The sequence below is a fragment of the Flavobacterium ardleyense genome (assembly GCF_033547075.1).
Lineage (GTDB): Bacteria > Bacteroidota > Bacteroidia > Flavobacteriales > Flavobacteriaceae > Flavobacterium > Flavobacterium ardleyense_A.
Genome location: NZ_CP137891.1, coordinates 3,054,620 through 3,076,515, shown reverse-complemented (window position 1 = coordinate 3,076,515; position 21,896 = coordinate 3,054,620). Strand labels below are relative to the sequence as shown.

At 36.4% G+C, this 21,896-nt stretch carries 22 protein-coding genes and 1 tRNA gene; 15 read left to right on the top strand and 8 right to left on the bottom strand.

Features of this window, described 5'->3' with window-relative positions:
* Window positions 1–14 precede the first annotated feature (14 nt).
* Window positions 15–878, bottom strand: a complete 864-nt coding sequence (locus SBO79_RS13420) for a MerR family transcriptional regulator (RefSeq protein WP_318640905.1) — start codon at window positions 876–878, stop codon at window positions 15–17.
* A 144-nt stretch (window positions 879–1,022) separates the two neighbouring features.
* Between SBO79_RS13420 and uraH the strand changes: the two genes are divergently transcribed.
* From uraH to SBO79_RS13380, 8 genes are all read left to right on the top strand, one after another.
* Window positions 1,023–1,427 carry a hydroxyisourate hydrolase gene (uraH, locus tag SBO79_RS13415; protein WP_318640904.1) on the top strand — a complete coding sequence of 135 codons (405 nt, stop codon included), beginning with the start codon at window positions 1,023–1,025 and terminating at the stop codon, window positions 1,425–1,427.
* A 1-nt stretch (window position 1,428) separates the two neighbouring features.
* Entirely contained in the window at window positions 1,429–1,956 is a 528-nt protein-coding gene (locus tag SBO79_RS13410; RefSeq protein ID WP_318640903.1) for a heme-binding protein, read from the top strand.
* Between the two features lie 273 nt (window positions 1,957–2,229).
* Entirely contained in the window at window positions 2,230–3,057 is an 828-nt protein-coding gene (locus SBO79_RS13405; protein ID WP_318640902.1) for a helix-turn-helix domain-containing protein, read from the top strand.
* Window positions 3,058–3,274: 217 nt separating this feature from the next.
* Complete coding sequence (locus SBO79_RS13400; protein WP_318640901.1) at window positions 3,275–4,021, top strand: SDR family NAD(P)-dependent oxidoreductase; 747 nt, start codon at window positions 3,275–3,277, stop codon at window positions 4,019–4,021.
* Between the two features lie 66 nt (window positions 4,022–4,087).
* Window positions 4,088–5,389 (top strand): NAD(P)/FAD-dependent oxidoreductase, encoded by a 1,302-nt coding sequence (locus SBO79_RS13395; protein WP_318640900.1) that lies wholly within the window; start codon window positions 4,088–4,090, stop codon window positions 5,387–5,389.
* A 60-nt stretch (window positions 5,390–5,449) separates the two neighbouring features.
* Window positions 5,450–6,088 (top strand): HdeD family acid-resistance protein, encoded by a 639-nt coding sequence (locus tag SBO79_RS13390; RefSeq protein WP_318640899.1) that lies wholly within the window; start codon window positions 5,450–5,452, stop codon window positions 6,086–6,088.
* Between the two features lie 34 nt (window positions 6,089–6,122).
* The gene (locus tag SBO79_RS13385) at window positions 6,123–7,847 is read left to right on the top strand and encodes an amidohydrolase (RefSeq protein ID WP_318640898.1); all 1,725 of its coding nucleotides are present in this window, start codon (window positions 6,123–6,125) and stop codon (window positions 7,845–7,847) included.
* 33 nt (window positions 7,848–7,880) lie between these two features.
* A complete protein-coding gene (locus tag SBO79_RS13380) occupies window positions 7,881–8,654 on the top strand; it encodes a glucose 1-dehydrogenase (protein ID WP_318640897.1) in 774 nt (257 codons plus the stop codon).
* Between the two features lie 958 nt (window positions 8,655–9,612).
* Here SBO79_RS13380 and SBO79_RS13375 read toward each other — a convergent pair.
* Window positions 9,613–9,687: transfer RNA gene (locus SBO79_RS13375), tRNA-Pro, on the bottom strand.
* Window positions 9,688–9,841: 154 nt separating this feature from the next.
* Here SBO79_RS13375 and trxB point away from each other — a divergent pair.
* Window positions 9,842–10,792, top strand: coding sequence for a thioredoxin-disulfide reductase (gene trxB, locus SBO79_RS13370; RefSeq protein ID WP_318640896.1), 951 nt, complete (start codon window positions 9,842–9,844; stop codon window positions 10,790–10,792).
* A 74-nt stretch (window positions 10,793–10,866) separates the two neighbouring features.
* Here the strand turns inward: trxB and SBO79_RS13365 are convergent, their stop codons facing one another.
* The 6 genes from SBO79_RS13365 to SBO79_RS13340 all read right to left on the bottom strand — a co-directional run bounded on the left by SBO79_RS13365 (window position 10,867) and on the right by SBO79_RS13340 (window position 15,955).
* A complete protein-coding gene (locus tag SBO79_RS13365; protein ID WP_318640895.1) occupies window positions 10,867–11,691 on the bottom strand; it encodes a GIN domain-containing protein in 825 nt (274 codons plus the stop codon).
* 50 nt (window positions 11,692–11,741) lie between these two features.
* The gene (locus SBO79_RS13360; protein ID WP_318640894.1) at window positions 11,742–12,530 is read right to left on the bottom strand and encodes a transglutaminase domain-containing protein; all 789 of its coding nucleotides are present in this window, start codon (window positions 12,528–12,530) and stop codon (window positions 11,742–11,744) included.
* 133 nt (window positions 12,531–12,663) lie between these two features.
* A complete protein-coding gene (locus SBO79_RS13355; RefSeq protein WP_318640893.1) occupies window positions 12,664–13,401 on the bottom strand; it encodes a head GIN domain-containing protein in 738 nt (245 codons plus the stop codon).
* A 14-nt stretch (window positions 13,402–13,415) separates the two neighbouring features.
* On the bottom strand, window positions 13,416–15,101 hold the full coding sequence (locus SBO79_RS13350; protein WP_318640892.1) for a PspC domain-containing protein: 1,686 nt from the start codon (window positions 15,099–15,101) through the stop codon (window positions 13,416–13,418).
* Entirely contained in the window at window positions 15,094–15,435 is a 342-nt protein-coding gene (locus tag SBO79_RS13345) for a PadR family transcriptional regulator (RefSeq protein WP_318640891.1), read from the bottom strand. The genes SBO79_RS13350 and SBO79_RS13345 overlap by 8 nt, the downstream gene beginning before the upstream one ends.
* Window positions 15,436–15,463: 28 nt before the next feature.
* Window positions 15,464–15,955 carry a DUF4870 domain-containing protein gene (locus SBO79_RS13340; protein ID WP_318640890.1) on the bottom strand — a complete coding sequence of 164 codons (492 nt, stop codon included), beginning with the start codon at window positions 15,953–15,955 and terminating at the stop codon, window positions 15,464–15,466.
* A 139-nt stretch (window positions 15,956–16,094) separates the two neighbouring features.
* On the opposite strand from SBO79_RS13340, the gene SBO79_RS13335 reads away from it, so the two are divergent.
* From SBO79_RS13335 to SBO79_RS13310, 6 genes are all read left to right on the top strand, one after another.
* The gene (locus tag SBO79_RS13335) at window positions 16,095–16,574 is read left to right on the top strand and encodes a DUF4442 domain-containing protein (RefSeq protein ID WP_318640889.1); all 480 of its coding nucleotides are present in this window, start codon (window positions 16,095–16,097) and stop codon (window positions 16,572–16,574) included.
* 85 nt (window positions 16,575–16,659) lie between these two features.
* Window positions 16,660–17,568, top strand: a complete 909-nt coding sequence (locus tag SBO79_RS13330) for a TIGR01777 family oxidoreductase (RefSeq protein WP_318640888.1) — start codon at window positions 16,660–16,662, stop codon at window positions 17,566–17,568.
* A 155-nt stretch (window positions 17,569–17,723) separates the two neighbouring features.
* Window positions 17,724–18,311: a nucleotide exchange factor GrpE gene (locus SBO79_RS13325; protein ID WP_318640887.1), complete on the top strand. Its 588-nt coding sequence runs from the start codon at window positions 17,724–17,726 to the stop codon at window positions 18,309–18,311.
* Between the two features lie 21 nt (window positions 18,312–18,332).
* Entirely contained in the window at window positions 18,333–19,457 is a 1,125-nt protein-coding gene (gene dnaJ / locus SBO79_RS13320; RefSeq protein WP_318640886.1) for a molecular chaperone DnaJ, read from the top strand.
* Window positions 19,458–19,626: 169 nt separating this feature from the next.
* Window positions 19,627–20,550: an ABC transporter ATP-binding protein gene (locus tag SBO79_RS13315; RefSeq protein ID WP_318640885.1), complete on the top strand. Its 924-nt coding sequence runs from the start codon at window positions 19,627–19,629 to the stop codon at window positions 20,548–20,550.
* Between the two features lie 38 nt (window positions 20,551–20,588).
* The gene (locus SBO79_RS13310; RefSeq protein WP_318640884.1) at window positions 20,589–21,890 is read left to right on the top strand and encodes an ABC transporter permease; all 1,302 of its coding nucleotides are present in this window, start codon (window positions 20,589–20,591) and stop codon (window positions 21,888–21,890) included.
* Window positions 21,891–21,896 lie beyond the last annotated feature (6 nt).

Here is a 21,896-nt window from a genome sequence, read left to right as displayed (position 1 = left end):
ACTTTACAGTATTTCTATAAATCATCGATATTTTGAAGCCAAGTCGTATTACTATCTAATTCTAAAGTAGATATCAATTTTTCGTTCCCACTAATATAAATATTTCCATTGGGAAAACAATTTCTTACTGAGTTAAGATACAGTTGCTGATCTTCGGTAAAATTGCTTTTTACAAAAAAGGTCAGCACAGCATCAGGGACAACAGTGTCCACGGCTTGTTGTAGCGTACTTAAAGGAACATTTGTTCCTAAGTAAATAACATTTTCTCCGCGAAGTCTTAACAGATAATGTGCAAAAAGCAGTGCTATTTCGTGAAATTCATCTTCGGCCAGAAAAAGCAGCCATTTTTTTGCAGTATCTTTTGCCGGTGGAATTGTATCAAGAGCAACAAGCAATTTTTGTCTAATAATATTGCTCATAAAATGTTCTTGAGCAGGTGGCATTAAATCTGCCGCCCACATCATGCCGAGCCTCTGAAGCAGCGGATAAATCACTTTTTTGAAAGTCGCGATAACTCCTATTTTTTCCAGACAATAATCCAATGTTTCTTCAAACTGCGCTTGGTTAAAGTCAATTCCCGCCGCGATAAGTTGCAACACATATTTCTGAAAATCTGTATCAACTTCCTCGTTATATTGCTGTTGGATAAGATGGTGCAAATGCTCATCGGTCATAACACAAAGGTCAGAAACTTTATATTTGCTATCCAAAAGCCCTACTATATTAAGGAGTCTGCGCAAATCATTGCCCGAATACGACCTGGTATTTCCTTCCGTCCTTTCAGGTGATAGTGCATTATAGCGCTGCTCCCAAATCCGAATGGTATGCGGTTTAATTCCTGAGAATTGAGCTAACTGTGCAATACTAAGCCGATTCATTCTGTTTAAGTTTTCACAAATATACTTAAACAAAAATGATTCGCAAACATTTTTTTGTTCCTTTGCTTAAGTTTTAAAAGATAGTTATAAAAACAGTAACTATTGTCCTGATTTTTAAAATAAATTAAATTAAAGTTAACATTTATGAAAAATTTCTTCTTGGTAATACTATTATTATTTAGTTCTTTATTCTTTGCTCAATCCTCAAATTTCCAACTTTCTAGTCATATATTAGATATTGGTCTAGGACAACCTGCGGTGGGTGTGCCAGTAATGCTAGAAAAAAGGGCCAAAGACCAAAAAACTTGGGTGGCCATCGATCAGAAAATAACCGATAAAAATGGGCGCATCCCAGATTTTTTAGATTCTAAGGCAGATAATCAAGGAATTTATAGACTGACTTTTCTTACAGCCAATTATTTTAAAGCGAAAAACATAGGGTCATTTTATCCCTTTATCGAGGTCGTATTTCAAATAGAAGACCAAAATCACTATCACGTGCCAATTACACTTTCACCTTTTGGTTACTCAACTTATCGAGGAAATTAAGATGAAAAATTATATAAATAGTGCATTCATTTTTATAGTAATGATAACCTCAATTACATCTTATGCACAGTCTATGAGACCTGCAAAAACCCAAAAGTCTCAACTAAATTTTACTGCTCAGCTAACTTCTGATATCGCATTCCAATTGGTTGAGCAGGTAAGGAAAGCCGCAAATGCCGCCGGAAAAGAAGTTACTGTAGCCATTGTAGATGTGGCGGGACAAACAATTGTGGTATCCAAAGGCGATGGAATTGGCCCTCATAACACCGAAGCAGCACGTAGAAAAGCATTTACTTCGGCCTCGACAAAGACTGCGACATTAAAGTTGGATCGCGATGCAAAAGCAAATTCTGACATGCAAAATTTAGCAAATCTTCCAGAACTTTTATTGCTCGGCGGTGGGGTGCCGTTATATTACAAAGACCAATTAATTGGCGCTGTAGGAGTTGCTGGCGGTGGTGGTGCTCAGGCCGACGATGCATTTGCTAAAGCTGCGGTCTTGCCAGAATATAATATTAGTACAAAGTAGCTACACTCTTTTTTTAAACCATGCAAAGCTGATTATTTTGATGATCAGCTTTTTTATTTGGAGCTAATCCAGCTTTTCTCTACAAATCCTCGCAAAAAAAGCCAACTTCTAAGCCACACAAGGAGCTTCCGCCGGTCGCTCTTGTGTGTCCAGAAGTTAAGAAAAAAGGCTTTTTTAGACTCCGGGTTTTCCGCTACAATCTGGGCTAGGGGAAATTCTACCAAAATAAAATTGTAATTTTAAAATCATAAATCATTTAGAAAAAGCTCTCAAATGGATAATAAGTCCTTAGTTATAATCACAGAAGTAGATTTTAAAGAGACCATCAAAATCAATAGGAAATATACTCCTAAAGAAAATGTCTCTATTTATCTAAAAGAAGGACAATTGGATATACAAGTAAACGGAAAAGATTATCAGATTTGGCCTAACACACTGTTTTTTTTAAATAAGGGTGCGGTATATAGTGTGAGCAGCTTTGAAAGTATTCAGCTTTTTATGTTGGAAGTTGATTCAAAACTAAATTCGGATTTGTTGCTAGGTTTTAATAAATACGAAGCCTACCAAAATCAGCAGCAACTTGACAAAGGGTTAAAATTAGATGGTGTAGAATTTGATGTCATTTGGAAACACCTTCAGACAATTAATCATTATTATCAAAAGGAAGTGGGATCAGGTTTCAGAGATCGCATCCTCCAAAGTTTATATATGGCACTTATTTATATGGTAGTCGAAGAAATTTTTGATAGTAAAAATAGAGTTCCTAGTAAAAATAATCGCAAAGAAAGTATAACCATCGAATTTCTGAATGCCATTGAAAAAGATTTTAAATCGCAGCGGGAGCTTCAATATTATGCTGACAAACTTAATTTATCTCTAAAATACATCAGCAATTGTGTTCGAGAAACTACTGGCTCTGCTCCACGTGATCTAATTGCAGCAACTACAATGACATTTGCCAAAAATCAATTAACCCAGACAGCAGAAAGTATCGAACAAATTTCCGAAAGTTTACATTTTAGTGATGTCTATAGTTTCGGAAAGTTTTTTAAGAAACATAGTGGCTTCAGTCCAGGAAAATTTAGGAAGTTGTTGCAATAAAGTTTATTAGACATTTAAATAATATTTTGTAGTTTTAGAATACTTCAATTTCAGCAAGTTAAATTTTGTTAAATACACTATTTGGACATTTTTCTAAACGTTGTGAACAAAATATTCTTCTCGAAGCAGTGGTATCTTTGCTATTCTTTAATTGGCGTAGCTCACGAACAAAACTGAAGTTATTACCAATTAGACATTTAAACTAAAATTAAAAAATATGGAAAATTTAAAAGGTCACGTAATAATCGTAACCGGCGGAGCAGCTGGAATTGGGGGAGCATTAACATCGGTACTAGTTGCTAGAGGTGCTTCGGTAGTAGCAGTTGATATAAATGAGGAAGCTGGTAAAAAGAAAGTTGAAGAAAACTCAAGTAAAATTGTTTTTCTAAAAGGAGATGTTTCCAAAGAATCTGTGGCCCAGGAAGCAGTAGAATTGGCTATAGCCAAATTTGGAAAATTAACAGGCCTTGTAAATAATGCCCATGCATCAAGACAAAAACCATTGCTTGAATTGACTCAAGAAGATTGGTCTTTATCATTTGGGACAGGTTTTAATGCTACTTTAAATTTTATGAAAGCCGCATATCAGGAGCTTAAAAAAAACCAAGGATCAGTAGTAAACTTTGGTTCGGGCGCTGCACTCAATGGGCAGATAGGTCAGGCTAGCTACGCTGCTGCCAAAGAAGCAATTCGAGGATTAAGCCGTGTAGCGGCCAATGAATGGGGTAAGGATAAAATTAGAGTTAATGTTGTAAGTCCGTTGGCAATGACTGAAGGAGTTGTGAAATGGAAAGAAAGCAGTCCCGCTCAATATGATGAAATTGCAAAACATATTCCATTGGGTCACTTTGGCGATCCTAAAGACGATATAGCACCAGTCGTAGCATTTTTACTAAGTGATGACAGTCAATATATGACCGGACAAACTTTGATGGCAGATGGTGGTGACATCAAGTTAAGATAAAAACTAGCAACTTCTTTCGCAATTTCTCACCTTGAAGTTGCGGTATTTTAACCTAAAATGAAATTGATGAAAGATAAAAAAGTAGTAATAATAGGTGGAGGTTTTGCGGGAGTAAATCTTGCGAAAAAGTTGGGTGGCACAAAGGGAATTCAGGTAACGCTAGTGGATAGAAACAATTACAATTTTTTTCCGCCATTATTATATCAAGTAGCCACAGGAATGCTGGATGTTTCTAGTATCTCAATTCCTTTTAGAACTTTATTGAGGGGAGAAAAAAATTTAAATTTTCGCTTGGGAGAACTTTTAGAAGTGGTTCCAGGCGCAAACAAAGTTGTGCTATCTTCTGGCGAATTAGAGTACGACTATTTGGTAATTGCAACGGGTACCAAAGCCAATTACTTTGGAATGGAAAACATTCAAAAGCATTCTTTACCAATGAAAACAGTTGATGACGCGGTCGTACTTCGGAATTATTTGATTGCTCAAGGCGAAAAATATACTTACGAAAAAGATGAAGTAGAGCGTCGCAAAATGCGAAATATTGTCATTTCTGGCGCTGGCCCTTCGGGAGTAGAAATTGCGGGAATGATTGCCGAAATGAAGATGCGAGTTTTGCACGAAATTTATCCAGAATTAGCAAATGAGCCACTAAATATTTATTTGGTAGATGGCGCGGAAGTTGTACTTCCGCCAATGAGCGAAGAATCGCAACAATATTCAAAAAAGAGCTTGGAAGATTTTGGTGTAAAATTAATTTTAGGAAAGTTTGTCGCTGATTATAAAGATGATAAAGTATTCTTTAAAGATGGCGAATTCATAGAAACTAAAACCCTGATTTGGACCGCGGGCGTCACTGCCATGAAATTTAATGGTATTCCGGATGAATTCTACGATAGAGGAAATCGATTAAAAGTTGATGAGTATAATATGTTGATAGGGTCGGCGAATATTTTTGCAATAGGCGATGCCTGTATACAAACCACCGATCCTGATTGGCCAAAAGGACATCCGCAACTGGGCAGCGTAGCAATGCAGCAAGGGAAACAACTGGCAAAAAATTTAGAAATAATTATACAGAGCACAGGCAAAACTAAAGCATCTTTTAAATATACTGACAAAGGCTCGATGGCGGTAATAGGTAAAAATAAAGCTGTTGCCGATCTTACTTTTCCTAAAACCACCCTCACCGGATGGTTAGCATGGTTTTCGTGGTTTTTTGTGCACTTGTTATTGCTGGTAAATTACCGAAATCGTTTCCGAACACTTTTCAACTGGATTGGAGCATACATTTTAGGCGGTCAATCGCAGGGAATGATGGTGGGAGAGAATGCCTTATCCATTTTGGAAACGGAGCAGAAAAAAACTTAGAATATTAACGCTTAAGATAGATTAAAGACTAATAAATAACATTTTAATACATACATTCCCATGAAATCAGCATTTTTAAATTCAATCAAAAACTCGGTCAAATATTGGTATGTTCCTTTAATTGTCGGCATACTGTTTATCATTATTAGTATCATCGCTTTTAGTGCTCCACTGAGTTCTCTACTAACTTTATCACTATTATTTTCCCTGTCATTTGTTTTTGGAGGTTTGTCAGAAATAATATTTTCGGTAGCCAATAAAGATGAACTTGATAATTGGGGCTGGTCGCTTGCCTTTGGTATTATTACTTTAGTTGTAGGTATTTCGATGTTTACACACCCTGCCTTATCAATAAGTATTCTAGCTTTCTATGTTGGTTTTTTACTGTTATTTAGATCTATTTCATCCATCAGCTTTTCCTTAGACATGAAAAGATATGGAAGTAGAAATTGGATGCCGTTGCTAATTTTTGGTATTCTTGGCGCAATTGCTTCGTTCTTTTTAATTTGGAATCCGCTATTTGCAGGTCTTAGTGTGGTAGTATTAATTGCAATGAGTTTCTTGTTTGCTGGTCTGTTCGGTATATTTTTGAGCCTTCAATTAAGAAAAATTCACACCTCTTCTAAACAAATTTCTGCTGAGTTGAAGGACCGCTATGAAGGAATATTGCGCGACATAGATTCGGAATGGCATAGATAATTCTCGGCAATAAATTTTTTTTAAATCAATTATTATGAAGAAGATTTTCCTACTAATAACTTTATCTGCTGCTGTACTTAGTTGTGTTTCTAAAAAAGCGCAATCTAAAGTTTCTAGCAAATCTGACACTCAGCTTTATTTTAATGGTGAGATTTTAACAATGCATTCAGAAAAGCCAGAATATGTTGAAGCAGTCGTTGTTGAAAAAGGGAAAATTGTGTTTGTAGGAAAACAAAATGAAGCGCAGTCTCAATATGCAAATGCGGAAGAAATTGATTTAAAAGGGCATACATTACTACCAGGATTTATTGATCCGCATAGCCATTTTGGAATGGTTTCAAATACGATGGGTCAAGTAGATTTAAACCCGGAACCAGTTGGGGAAGTCAAAAATATTGATGACATTCTTCAGAAATTAAAAAATTTTAAGGAAGAAAATAAAATCGCAGAGGGCGAATGGATTTACGGGTGGGGATATGATGAAAGCCAATTGTTGGAAAAAAGACATCCATCCAAAAATGATATTGACAAAGTTTTGCGCAATAATCCGGTGTACCTTCAGCACACAAGTGGCCATATGGGCGTGGCAAATAGTCTAGCACTGAAAGAATTAAAATTAGACGAGAAAAGTACCAGTCCTCAGGGAGGTACAATTGATAGATTTACGAATACAAATGAGTTGAGTGGATTGTTGCAAGAAACAGCAATGTATCCAGCTATGCGAATAATGCTTGAAAAACTAGCGTCTAAGCAGGGCCAATTTTTTGATAAGACTCAAGAATATTATGCGTCCAACGGAATCACCACCGCACAAGATGGAATGACAACACGGGACGCTATCCAATTTTTTCAGTCGCAGGCAGATGCAGGAAAGTTTAAGATAGATTTGATCGCTCTAGCAGGTTACGACGAATTAGAAATCAATTTAAGAGATAATGGGTTAAAATTTAAGAACTATAAAAATGGTTTTAAAGTTCAAGGGACTAAGATTGTTGCTGACGGATCTCCACAAGGGAAAACGGCTTTTTTTAGTAAACCATTCTTAACTCAAGTTCCGGGTTGCGTGCACGATTGTCGCGGATTGCCAAGTCTGACTCAGGACGCCATCAACAAATTATTTCTTGTGGCTTATGAGAAAGAGAATCAGTTATTTATTCACTGCAATGGTGATGCCACTGTAGATATGATTATCCAAGCACACGTATATGCTTGTCAAAGTTTGAAGCAGGCGTTGGATAAAGATCGTAGAACAATTATTATCCACGCTCAGTTTGCGCGTCAAGATCAATTGGAAACCTTTGTAAAATATAAAATGCAGCCCTCATTTTTTACGAATCACGCTTATTTCTGGGGTGATGTACACGTAAAAAACTTAGGAAAAGATAGAGCCGATTTTCTGAGCCCGATGGTTTCTGCTGCCCGCTTGGGATTAAAGCCAACCAATCATTCGGATGCGACAGTAACCCCGATAAATCCAATTTTCTCAATATGGACCGCAGTTAACAGAGTGTCAAGATCTGGTGCTATTATCGGAAAAGGCGAAAGAACAACTCCCTACGATGCCATTAAAGCAATCACAATTAATTCTGCTTATGAGTTTTTTGAAGAAGATTCAAAAGGCAGTATTTCGGCTGGAAAAATTGCAGACTTTGTAATTCTAGACAAAAATCCACTAACGGTGAATCCGATGGAAATTAGAAATATATCTATTCTTGAAACTATCAAAAGCGGAAAATCAGTGTATTTAAAATTGAAATAGACTCAATTAATTTAAACTTAAAACTAAAAATATATGAATGCTTCAGAATTGTTTAATTTAAAAGGAAAAGTTGCCATCGTGACTGGTGGGGCAAACGGAATTGGGAAAGCTACGGCGATAATGTTGGCCAAACACGGCGCAAACATTTCAATCGGTGATTTTAACTTAGAGGATGCTCAAAATACTGCCAAAGAAATCGAGGCGCTAGGGGTAAAGGTACTTGCCGTTTCTTGCAATGTATTGAAGGATGGTGACTTGGTAAATTTGGTAGAGACGACTGTAAAGGAATTTGGAGGGGTGCATATTTTGATAAATAATGCCGGCGGTGGTGGCGGTGGACGAGAAAATCCATTTAAAATCTCAATTGAAGATATTAAACGAGATTATGAACTAAACGTTTTTAGTGGTTGGAAGCTATGCCAGTTGGTTGTTCCATACATGAAAAAAGAGGGATACGGATCTATTGTTTTCACCACCTCGATGTCTAGCATAAATAAAAGTCCAAACATGAGTGGTTACGGTGGGTCAAAAGCGGCGGTAAACCATACAGTGGCAAATTTAGCACACGATTTTGGACCGGAAGTTCGAATTAACGCTGTTGGTCCAGGAGCTACACGTACTGCTGCACTGGAAAGTGTTTTGACACCCGAAATCGAAAAAACGATGCTGGCTCACACACCAATTAAACGACTGGGAACAGCAGAGGATATTGCAGGAGCGATGCTGTATTTTGCTTCTCCGATTTCGGAGTGGGTGAGTGGTCAGACTATTTTTGTAAACGGTGGTGGTGAGCAGACTTTGGAGTAATAAATAATTATATAAAACCTCAGAAGCTTATGGAGTCGGGTAGTAAAAATGCAAACGACCCTTATTTTCTTAAGTAAGTCTATAAATGCTCTCTCAGGTTATAGCTTTATAATAACTTCGGATATTAATTTTACTCAGTCCGCTCTTTACAAAAGGACTCATTTAAGCTATATTGTAAATCGAGTTCGATATCAGGATCTCGCGCAAGACGTTTATTAGAGAACACCATCTAAAGTAGCTATTATTTTGCTAAAATCATATGAATTGAATAGCACAATTAGTACATGATTCTTTTGTAGAGATTTTAGAGACATATAAATCCTTATAGCAGTTTTGCAAACTGCTAAGTATTTTTTCTTTTCTATAAAACTTCGAGCGAGCTCGGTTTTTTATAAAACAAAAAATCCTTTCTGAAACCAGAAAGGATTTTTTAGTCGGGGGTGGCAGGATTACTCCGTGATCCTAAATTTTGGTTATTAGAGACAAACAAATCCTTTCAGCAGTTTTGCAAACTGCTAGGGATTTTTTGTATAAAATAGATCTTCGAGCAAGCTCGGATCTGTAATAAACAAAAAATCCCTTCTGCAATGCAGAAAGGATTTGTTCGTCGGGGTGGCAGGATTATTAAAGAATGATCCTGGTATTAGGGTATTAAGAGACGTCCAAGCCCTTTGGGCAATTTTTCAAACTGCTAGGTCTTTTTTGTATAAAATAAATCTACGAGCAAGCTCGGCTTTATTTTATACAAAAAATCCCTTCTGAAACCAGAAAGGATTTGTTCGTCGGGGTGGCAGGATTATTAAAGAATGATCCTGGGATTAGGGTATTAAGAGACGTCCAAATCCTTTGGGCAGTTTTTCAAACTGCTAGGTCTTTTTCATTTATTACAAATCTTCGAGCAAGCTCGGATCTGTAATAAACAAAAAATCCCTTCTGCAATGCAGAAAGGATTTGTTCGTCGGGGTGGCAGGATTCGAACCTGCGACCTCCTGCTCCCAAAGCAGGCGCGATAACCGGGCTACGCTACACCCCGTAAAATTCTGCTGCAAAGATATAATTTTATTCGAATTGTACAACTAGAAAATTAAGAAATCAAGAAAAATTTTAGAACAGTCAAAAACGGTAAAATTTGGCTTTCCAGTGTTTCATATAAAAGCTACCTTTGCAGACATTAAAGTCAAAAATTTATGTCAGAAATATCAGAAGTTATAAAATGCCTAATTATAGGTTCAGGACCTGCAGGATATACTGCAGCAATTTATGCAGCAAGAGCAGATATGCATCCAGTTTTATATACTGGTATGGAACCAGGTGGACAGTTGACAACTACGACAGAAGTTGATAACTTTCCTGGGTACCCTGAAGGGATTGACGGTCCTACAATGATGCTACAATTACAAGCACAAGCGGAGCGTTTTGGAACTAAAGTGCACATTGGAATGGCGACCAAAGCTGAGTTTAGTGAAGAAGAAGGTGGTATTCACAAAATTACCATCGATGGAAATAAAGTTATTTACGCTAAAACCGTAATTATTTCAACTGGAGCTACTGCAAAATATCTTGGCCTGCCAAGTGAGCAAAGACTTCGAGGTGGAGGTGTAAGTGCTTGTGCAGTATGCGACGGGTTTTTCTACAGAAATCAGGACGTAGCAATTGTAGGTGCCGGAGATACTGCCGCCGAAGAAGCTACCTACCTTTCTAATATTTGCAAAAGCGTCACTATGCTTGTTCGTAAAGATAAAATGAGAGCATCGAAAGCAATGCAGCATAAGGTTGCAAATACTCCAAATCTAAGGGTTCTTTACAATACCGAAGTCGAAGAAGTTCTAGGTGGCGATGTTGTGGAAGGCTTGAGAATGATTAATAATTTTACTCAGGAGACTTCGGAAATAGCAATCACAGGTTTATTTATCGCAATTGGTCACAAACCAAATACAGATATATTTGCAGATCAATTGACTATGGATGAAACAGGTTATTTAATAACTGATGCAAAAACTGCCAAGACCAACTTACCAGGGGTTTTTGCTGCTGGTGATGTGCAGGACAAAGATTACCGTCAAGCTATCACTGCTGCGGGAAGTGGTTGTATGGCTGCTCTAGACGCCGAGCGATACCTAACAATGATGGAATCATAAAAATAATTATATTTAAAAAAAAACAAGCCACTTACAAGAATTTGTGAGTGGCTTATTTTTTTATAATTTTAAATTTATAATGGTTTTCTACTAAGTTTCGCTGAATCTAGAAACTTGATAATTTCAAACTGCGGATTACCATAAAACTCGATTTCTGATTTGGCGGAAGCCTCAATTTTTGCTTTGGTAGTAACTTGAAGGCTTGATGAGGAATATCCTTCGGCGACAATGGTCGCATTTACAGCAGTTAAATTTTTCCCGATAAATCTCGAATTATGGTCTAGCCTAAGTGTAAGATTAGTAGCATCACCTTCAATCTCCGCAACCGATTTATCATACATATCAAACACTAAAGATTTGGAAGAGATTAGGGCTTTGAGATTTGCATTTTTTGATAACTGAATGGAGGATTTCTCAGATGTTAAATTTAGTTCAGCTTTCGACTTTCCACTGCTAATCATATTAAAAACCGGTGCTCGTACTACCGCATAAATTTTTGATGAGCCCGAATTTTTAAAAGTAAAATCTGCCAAAACTATGTCTTGCAATCCTGTAACTGAGCTATCATCGCTGCATGTTACTATCTTAAGGTCGCTAGTGTAGGTGATTTTTAGACTAAGTTTTTTATAACTGCTAAATTCTTGTGAGGTAGATATACGGAGATTTCCATTAGCAATATCAGTTTTTATAAACTCGTGCAAATTATCGTCTGCTTCAACTTCTATTGCACACTGATCGCCAAAGGTTAGAAAAATATCAAAACTACTATCCACTTCTATCGTTTCGAAGGAAGCAATTTCCCTGGGAGCAATTGTTACAGCTCGAGATCCCTTTACTTTCTGTGCAAAAATAGTTGTTATAAAGAGTAGAAAAATAAAGGTTGAGCAAATTTTAGTCATAGGTCTAAGGGGTTTAGTACAAATATATCATTTATTTGTGGACATTTACGTTAGAAAAACTTCTTGTAATCATCAAGTATAAATGAGAATTTAAAATTCTTTCGCACTAAAATGAGCCAAAAGTTTATCAAAAAACCTGGTACCTTATTTTGATATTTGTTAAAGTATAGATCATATGTCTTATTGCTATAGTTGGTAATAAGAAACGGAATGCTATCTGAGTTATATATTTTGTCAAGTCGCCTGTCATCATCTTTTTTCTCAAAAAAGCTATATACTTGAGGATTTTCTTGACTGCGCAGTTGTACAAACAATTCGTTTGCCGAGAGGGGCTGTTCCGTTACTTTGTCAGTATAATATACTCCTTTGCCCACATCAAGCATGATCCATTTTTGCAAATTACCACAGTAAATTTCATTAAATGTGTGTCCAAATTGAGGATTGTAGAATTTTTCTACCACGCCATATTCTCGAACTTTTATATCTGCCATCAGACAAAAAACATTATAAATTTGCGAGAAATCGCTACAGACGCCCGCATTTTCATTCAACATTTTATATAATGCAACATCGGAAGAGAGGCCTAAACCTGGTCCGCCGATGATTTTTTTATTAAGAAAATTTGCAATCATTAATGCCTTTGCTAAGTCTGATTTGCCACCAAGCTCTATTTTATTAAAGGTACTTTCAAATAATGGCGCAATATCTTTCCGATCGTTCAGCGTATTAAAACAATTTTCATCGTCAACCTCTGCTGAAATATTTTCGCAGATCATTGCAAACCTCATATAATAAAGGATTGGATGCCTTCGAAGTGCCCACCTGATTTTATTTTTCACTTGTTCCAAAGTCAATACACTTTCTTTTTTTTTTGGAAGTAACAATTGTTAATTGGAAATGAAATTAGTTATTTATTTATTATAATTCCACTTCCTTCTGCTTTTCTTTTAAAAGTACATTTTATTTAAAAAATTAATTCTTATTAATAGAACTTCCAGAGGTTGCCTTCTGTTGGACTATTTGAGGAGTACCTTTATAATTAATTGAGCTTCCGCTTGAAGAAATTGCATCCAGACTTTTTATTAGTCCCAGCTCAATTGAACTTCCACTGCTTGATTTTGCAATCGCTGTTTCACCAGTAAGAGCCAATGCTTCGATACTACTTCCGCTAGAACTAGCGGCTGTAATTATATTTGACTGTCCTTTTACTTCAATACTACTTCCGCTACTTGCTGTAATAAACAATTCGCCCGCATCTACAGTGACTTGCAACTCAGAGCCACTACTACTTATTAAAGTTAGGTTTTTGCTCTTGAATGTATTCATGCCTATTATTTTTGCACTGCTCGATGTAGTCAGATTTGAAATTATTGGTGTAGTAATTAAAATTTTTACGTTTGAATTATTTCTAAAGAGGGACTGCTTCTTAAAACCAATTGATAGTTCACCATCCTCAACCTCAATTTTCAAATTTTCACGAGCTTCATCGCTTGCAATGATTTCAAAGGATTTATTAATGCCTTGACTGAGTTCGACCTCGATATCTTGGCTGACTCTAATTTTATCAAAATCTGCAGTAACATCAACCTGTTCTGTAGTTTTCTCAGAAGGAGTAATGCTTTCTAGAATTTGAGTATTTCCACAGGATTGCATAATAGAAGCTGTGGCCAGCAAAATGATTATAGATAGTTGTAATAGAATACGTTGCATAAATTGTGCTTTTTTTAGTTAGAATTATATCGGTATGAAAACTTACGGGTGCGTTTCTTTTCGCTGTTTGTCGTCTCTAGCGAATCTATGTTTTTTACATCGTTCGTGTCAATTAATGTTGAAGATTTTGCACCTACTCTAAATTCATCACAACTTATACATTGAAAAGAGTTGTTTTTTGCCCTGTATATCAAAGATTGCGAATAATCTGCATTCCACACACTACTATCTGAGTTGTCATAATATTTTAATGAGCTGTCAGGTTGTATGATTTGATTTTCAGGCAAGTAAAGATATAATTTCACTTTCTCATTTCGAAACTTATTTGCCGCATTGTAAATGAAATAATTATCAAGTAGCAAAGTGTTATTTTGCAGCTCATATTTGTAGAGAATTTTTTCGGCAGCATTTCTGGCTTCTTGATAGGACGAACCGTCAGCATTTTTTTCAATTTGCAAATATGCTTGAGGCTGATCTGTAGTTGCAACAATAATTTCGACACTATTTGAGTAAATTACTTTCTGATTCTGCTCATTTCTAATTATTTTAAAATCAGAAGAAGTATCCAAATCGCTTGTATAGAAATCATTGTATCTAAACTTTACTTTTAGGGTATCAGTAGTTGCAATATTCAAAATTTCTTTTGTTGAGGTTTTAGCATCATAAGCTACCGCAGAACTTTGCTGAACTCCCATAAAAATTAAGGCCGCAACTGCAAAAAGCCAGATTGTTATAAGTACGTATTTTAAGACAGCATTCATTGCTCTTACGGTGGGAGCAACTAATTTGATTCCCAAGATAAATAGAAAAATAAATGGAATTCCTACTGCTAGAAAGGTGAGAATACTAATTGTCCAAAGAGGAAAGCTAGTGTAATTTGCAACTTCGGCATACTCATACCAGGGGAAATTTACAAAGCTGCTACTACCCATTGTAATTAATCCTATTAGTAAACCAATTATAGTAGATGCTGCAATAAAAAGGATAAATGCTCCCAAAACTTTTGCCAGCACACCAATAATACTCAGCATAGCTCCGCCAAAATTATCTGCTACGCGGGTACCACCAGTTTTGAACTGCTTTCCCATCTCATCATAGTCAATGTTTTTCAGTCTATTAGAAACGTTGTCAAACTCCTCACGCACTTTGCGCTCGATATTAGAAATATTAACCGCCTGACCAGTCATTTCCAATTTTTCAGCCGTAGTGACAGCAGCCGGAGTTACGATCCATAAGATAAGATAGATGATGATTCCAGTTCCAAATCCTAAAAAAACGACTAGCGCAAAGAGAATACGAATCCAGACAGTGTCAATTCCAAAATAATGCGATAGGCCTGAGGAGACTCCGCCAATCATTCCTTTTTCGGTATCTCGATACAATTTTCTGTATGGCTTTGCCGACTGAAAAGTGGTGTGTGGTTCTTCTGGCTCGTCATCTATCTTGTAATCCTCAGGTTGCCCCATTATTCCAATCATCTGATCTACCTGTGAGAGAGTAATCACTTGATTTTGTGCGGTCTGCCATTCTGTAAATAATTCAGCAATTCGCAGCTCAATGTCTCTTATTATTTCATCTTGACTGCCAGATTTTGAGAGCGATAATTTTATAGCCTCAAAATAACGAGACAATTTTTGGTAAGCATCTTCATCTATATGAAAAGATAGTCCGCCTAGGTTGATGTTAATTGTTTTATTCATGATTGTTATTTTGAGTGGTTATAATATTTACTGCATCTGATAATTCTGTCCAAGTACTTCCTAATTCTTTAAGAAAGATTTCTCCTGTTTCTGTCAGTCCGTAATATTTTCGAGGTGGTCCTGAAGATGATTCTTCCCAGCGATAGTTGAGTAGTCCATCGTTTTTCAATCGTGTTAGGAGGGGATAGATCGTGCCCTCGACCACCAGTAATTTTGCGTTTTTTAAGGTTTCAAGTATTTCAGAGGTGTAGGCGTCGTTTTTTTTCAGAACCGATAAAATGCAAAACTCTAAAACTCCCTTACGCATTTGCGCTTTTGTGTTTTCTATATTCATTTTTTTAGCATTATCATATTAATATTTTTTAGTGAGTGGGGATGATTTCGCCATCCAAATTTGCAATTTCGGTTGACTTTATAAATTTAATACTTAGGGGATAGTTAAAGAATCCACCTCGAGACGCAGTTACAGCGCCATAAATTATTAAAAAGAATTCTGCGGCTTTCGCCAAAAATAAAAGGCCAATAAAGATAAATCCAAATGTCAGTGGTGCGATAGCTTGAGAATAATTTGCAAAATTGACATCTGCTCCGGCCATAAATTCGTCCCAAGTAAAAAAGCTGCCAAATCCATATATTAAAAATGGAATCGCCAATCCAGCCAAAATGAGGGTGTAAATTAAAATACTTACTTGAAAATTAAAAACTTCGGCTGCATGTCTTCTGACAATCAATTTTTTTTCGGCGGTGCTCCAAATTATTAATGGAACTATGATGCTGAAAAACGGAAACGCATATTGCAATAGTGCACTGAGATGGGTGAAGAACGCTACGATATTTTGATTAATTTTTTTCATGGTGGGTATAGTTTGATATTGTCTTATGCAAATATATGGCTAAAGAATAGTACTGTGTTTTACAGAGTACTGAAATTTAACTAATAATTAACAAAGTTTGTTGTGGGATATTTGTTTACATTGGGTGAAAATTTCGACTATGAAAATGTCCAATTCAAATATTAATTGGTTCTTGTTTGCCAAACTTCCTTCTGCTTATCTATGCGGAGTGCGAGTAGTGGATATAAACGATATGAGTTGTATCGCTAGAATTCGGGAAAATTTTATAAATAAGAACCCTTTTAACTCAATTTATTTTGCTGCACAATCGATGGCGGCAGAACTTAGTACCGGAGCCTTGATTATGAATGAATTGCAAAAAAGTGGACACAATATTTCGATGTTGGTCACAAATTGCGAGATGAATTTTATAAAAAAAGCGAAAGGTGAAATACTTTTTAGCTGTAATCAGGGCCAAGAAGTCGCTACCGCAGTTAAGGCAGCAATTGAAACCAAAGAAGGACAAGTTCTCAAATTACAATCGCAAGGAATTAATGAACAGGGAGATATTGTGTCGGAGATGATGTTTGAATGGAGCATAAAATCAAAAAACCGAAATAACAAATTACTTTTAAGTTAAACATGCTGTAAATGTGGCTTTATTGATGTGAAGTGTTCGTAGCTTAGCGGTTGCCACAAATTATAAATTAGGAAATCACATCAATATGAAAGTATTAATTACTGGAGCGACGGGCCTAATTGGAACTCATCTTTCAAATCTATTATTATCCCACGGAATTCATATCAATTATTTTACTACCGATAAGGACAAAATAAAAAGTTTGCCCAGCTTTGAAGGTTATTATTGGAATCCCGAGCAATGCATCATTGATAAAAGTGCATTTATTGGAGTTGATGCAATCATACATTTAGCTGGAGCAACAATTGCCAAAAGATGGTCATCTAGCTATAAACAGGAAATTTTACAAAGTAGAGTGTTGTCGGGAAATTTGCTTTACAAGACTTTAAAAGAAAATCCGCATCAGGTCAAGCAAATCATTTCGGCTTCTGGTATCGCGGTCTATCCCTCAAGCATGGATGAAAACTATGATGAAAATTTCACAGATTATGCCGATGACTTTTTAGGAAATGTAGTAGAGAAATGGGAAAACAGCGTCCGGCTTTTTAATAAGATAGGAATTGAAACTTGCTACCTTCGGACAGGATTAGTATTAGCAAAAGAAAGTGTTCCGTTACAAAAACTTCTCAAACCGATTTCGATGGGAGCTGGCGCTGCCTTTGGTAGTGGTAATCAGTGGCAATCTTGGATTCATATTGACGACGCTGTAAAAATTTATTACTTTGCTTTGGCAAATAAACTTAGCGGCATTTATAATGTGGTGGCACCGCAACCCGTGACAAATACAATGCTTGTACACTCAATTGCTTCACAATTGGGCAAGCGCATCATTTTACCAAATATTCCTCAATTTATGGTAACACCTTTTGTGGGTGAAATGGCTACTTTACTTTATGACAGTCAGAAAGTTGATGCTTCAAAAATAATTTCGGAAGGATACAAATTCAGATTTAATGAAGTGGATGAAGCCTTAAAAGATTTACTTTCAAAATAAGTAAAATTCGGTTTAGAGCAATTCTTTTAGCGAAAGCATTCTGATTTTTCTGTCAATATAGCAAAGCATTCTCAACAATGCGAAGTCTAATTATATTTAAATGACAATTTGGCACGCATTGCACAATGGCAAAACTATTGCATTGCGGTAATCAAATGAATTTTAAAAATATATTTAAAAATATTGTTGGTATGACAACTGAAAACACTGAAAAAGAGCAAGAGTTTGACGATTCTGTATTGGAGCAAAATGCAAATGGCGAGCAAATTCTTAATGAAGAAGTTGAAGAGATTTCTATAGAGGAGCAACTGACGCAGGATTTGGCCAAAGAGAAAGATAAATTTTTAAGACTTTTTGCAGAATTCGAAAACTTTAAAAGACGTACTGCAAAGGAGCGCATAGAGTTGTTTAAAACTGCAAATGAAGATGTACTGAACTCCCTATTGCCTGTATTGGATGATTTTGATAGAGCTCTTACCGAAATTAAAAAGTCAGATGACAATCCGCTTATTGTGGGGGTTGAGTTAATTCAAACTAAATTACTAACTACTCTCGCGTCAAAAGGACTGGAAGAAGTTGAAGTAAAAGCTGGAGATGCTTTTGATGCAGATTTTGCCGAAGCTATCACACAAATTCCTGCACCGACTCCAAAATTAAAAGGGAAGATTGTAGACGTAATTCAAAAGGGATATAAATTGGGCGACAAAATTATTCGTTTCCCACAAGTAGTCACTGGTCAGTAGGCTAAAAATTCACACTAGACAATGAAAAAAGACTTTTATGAAATCTTAGGAATCACCAAAAGTGCTTCTCCTGAGGAAATAAAAAAAGCATATCGTAAAAAAGCAATTGCGCATCACCCTGACAAAAATCCAGGTGATAAGGACGCAGAGGAGAAATTTAAGCTTGCTGCAGAGGCGTACGAAATTTTAAGTGATCCACAGAAGAAAGCAAAGTATGACCAATATGGTCACCAAGCCTTTGAAGGTGGTCAAGGCGGCTACGGTGGCGGACATATGAATATGGACGACATCTTTAGTCAGTTTGGTGACATTTTTGGCGGCGGTGGCGGCGGCTTTGGAGGTTTCGGTGGCTTTGGAGGCGGTGGCGGAGGTCAGCGTCGCGTAAAAGGGACGAATTTGCGTATCAAAGTAAAGTTGACTCTTGAAGAAATTGCTAATGGCGTTGAAAAGAAAATAAAAGTAAAACGCAAGGTTCAGGCCGAAGGCGTAAAATATAAAACTTGTACAACTTGTAATGGTCAAGGTCAGGTGATGCGCGTAACCAATACTATTTTGGGTCGTATGCAATCTGCAAGCACTTGTCCTAATTGCGGTGGATCAGGTCAGACAATTGAGAGTAAGCCGACAATGGCAGATGCTCAAGGAATGGTTTTGCAGGACGAAACAGTTTCGGTAAAAATTCCTGCAGGAGTTGTTGACGGAATGCAACTCAAAGTTTCTAATAAAGGAAATGATGCTCCTGGAAATGGAATTCCTGGAGATCTTATTGTTGCAATTGAAGAAATCGAGCATGAGACTCTAAAACGTGAAGGCGAAAACCTTCATCTTGATTTGTATATTTCTTTTAGCGAAGCAGTACTTGGAGCGTCTAAAGATATTGATGCTGTAAATGGTAAAGTAAGAATTAAGCTAGAGGAAGGAATTCAGTCAGGTAAAATTCTAAGGCTCAAAGGCAAAGGTATCACTAATATTAACGGATACGGTACTGGAGATTTGCTAGTACATGTAAACGTTTGGACTCCAAAAACCTTAAGCAGAGAGCAAAAAGATTTTTTCGAAAAGTATGTAGATGATGAGAATTTTTTACCACATCCTGAAAAGTCTGATAAATCTTTTTTTGAGAAAGTAAAAGATATGTTTTCATAAACTAAAAAATATTTTTATATTTGGGGATTACTAGTTGGTAACTGGTAAAATCTTTTTCATAGCAATTTTTCCCATCCTTATATTCGCAAGAATTTCGGATGGGTTTTTTTGTATAAAAGAAAGTCTTTCTGCAATGAATTATATACTTTTACCTAAATTAAAATAGTAGATGGCAAATATTCTTGAAGTTGATAGAGTAGTAAAGCAATATGGAGATTATGTAGCGCTTAATGAAGTATCACTATCTGTACCCAAAGGCAGTATTTACGGACTTCTCGGTCCAAATGGAGCTGGTAAAACATCTCTGATCCGAATTATTAATCAAATCACACTACCCGATAGCGGAACGATTTTGCTCGATGGCGAGAAATTGCAGCCAAAGCATGTTCAATACATTGGTTACCTACCAGAAGAGCGTGGGCTTTACAAATCGATGAAAGTGGGGGAACAATGTCTCTATCTTGCACAGATGAAAGGTTTGAGCAAAGCCGAAGCAAAAAAGCAGTTGGACTATTGGTTTGATCGCCTAGATATTACAGGTTGGTGGAACAAAAAAATTGAAGAACTATCGAAAGGAATGGCTCAAAAAATTCAATTTGTGGTCACTGTTCTCCACAAACCAAAGCTTTTAATCTTTGACGAACCCTTTTCTGGATTCGACCCCGTGAATGCGAATATTATAAAAGATGAAATTCTAGCTTTGAAAGAAGGTGGTGCAACGATTATATTTTCGACCCACAGAATGGAAAGCGTCGAGGAGCTTTGCGATTATATTGCTTTAATACATAAATCAAACAAGCTGATTGAGGGGCCTCTCAATGAAGTTAAAAGAAAGTACCGCAGCAATACTTACGAGGTGGGAATAATGTCTGATAATGTGGAGAAACTACTGTATGATGTCACACAAAAATTTAGCTTGACCAAAACAAATTTTAAGTCGCTAAATGATGAATTGAAATTTAATATTCAGTTAGGAAATGCTTCTCCAAATGAATTGTTGCATCTATTGACCCAGTCTGGCCAAGTCACCCATTTTGTAGAAAAAATTCCAACTGTAAACGATATCTTCATCGAAAGTGTTCGCGAGAAATAAGAGACTATTTATAAAAAAATTAAATCGCATATCGATATATGAGTATTTTAACCCTAATAATTAAACGAGAATTTATTTCTAAAGTTCGAAATAAGTCTTTTATCGTAATGACATTTTTAAGTCCGCTATTATTGGTGGCTATAGCAGTAATCATCGCGTACTTGAGCGGAATGAAATCCGACACAAAAACAATTGCTATTCACGATCAGTCTGGATTATTTGTCAATGAATTTAAAAGCGATTCAGATTTCAACTATTTGGATTTGTCTACGGTAGATATGCAGATTTTACGTGATAGCGTGACAGCAAAGCGTTACGAGGGAATTATCTTTATTCCCAAGGAAACAAATCTTAGAAATCATGAAAATTCGATCGAATATATTTCGAATGATAGTCCGGCAACGAGTTATATAAATTCTGTTGAAGATAAAATTGAACAAAAACTTACAAATCAGAACCTGACGGCTGACGGTTTAGATCTCGAAGTGATTACAAAGGCGCAGGCAAAAGTCAACTTAAATTTAGTAAAAGTTACAGGTGGCGAAAGTGTCAAAGGATTGAATGAAATAAAAGTCGCCATAGGTGGTGCCTTTGGGTACCTTATTATGATGTTTATTATTATCTACGGGAATATGGTAATGCGATCTGTAATTGAAGAAAAAACGAACAGAATTGTCGAAATCATAATTTCTTCGGTAAAACCATTTCAGTTGATGATGGGGAAAATTATCGGTACATCGATGGCAGGAGTGCTTCAATTTATAATTTGGGCAGTAATAGGAATTGTATTATTATTTGGAATTTCCATGTTTCTCGATGTAGATGTGACCAAGAATGCGGGTGGATCTCCAGAAATGATGGCAGCGGCACAGGCCGAAGCTGGAAAATTACAATTGTATATTGCAGAAATGTGGAATTTGCCAATTGCAACAATCTTAATTATGTTTTTGATTTACTTTATTGGAGGATATTTTCTCTATAGTTCATTTTACGCCGCAATTGGTGCTGCGGTAGATAGTGATACTGACGCGCAACAATTTTTAATTCCAATCATTATGCCGTTGATGTTGGCAATTTACATTGGATTTTTTGCCGTCTTGAAAGATCCAAATGGAACGGTCGCTACGGCATTTTCAATAATTCCACTCACATCTCCAATCGTTATGATGATGAGAATTCCGTTTGGTGTTCCGCTTTGGCAGTTAGCACTTTCGATAGCATTACTTTTCGGAACATTCTTTTTGACGGTTTGGGTTGCGGCAAAAATTTATAGAGTGGGAATTTTGATGCATGGAAAAAAGCCAACCTGGAAAGAGATGTACAAATGGTTGAAATATTAAAATCGA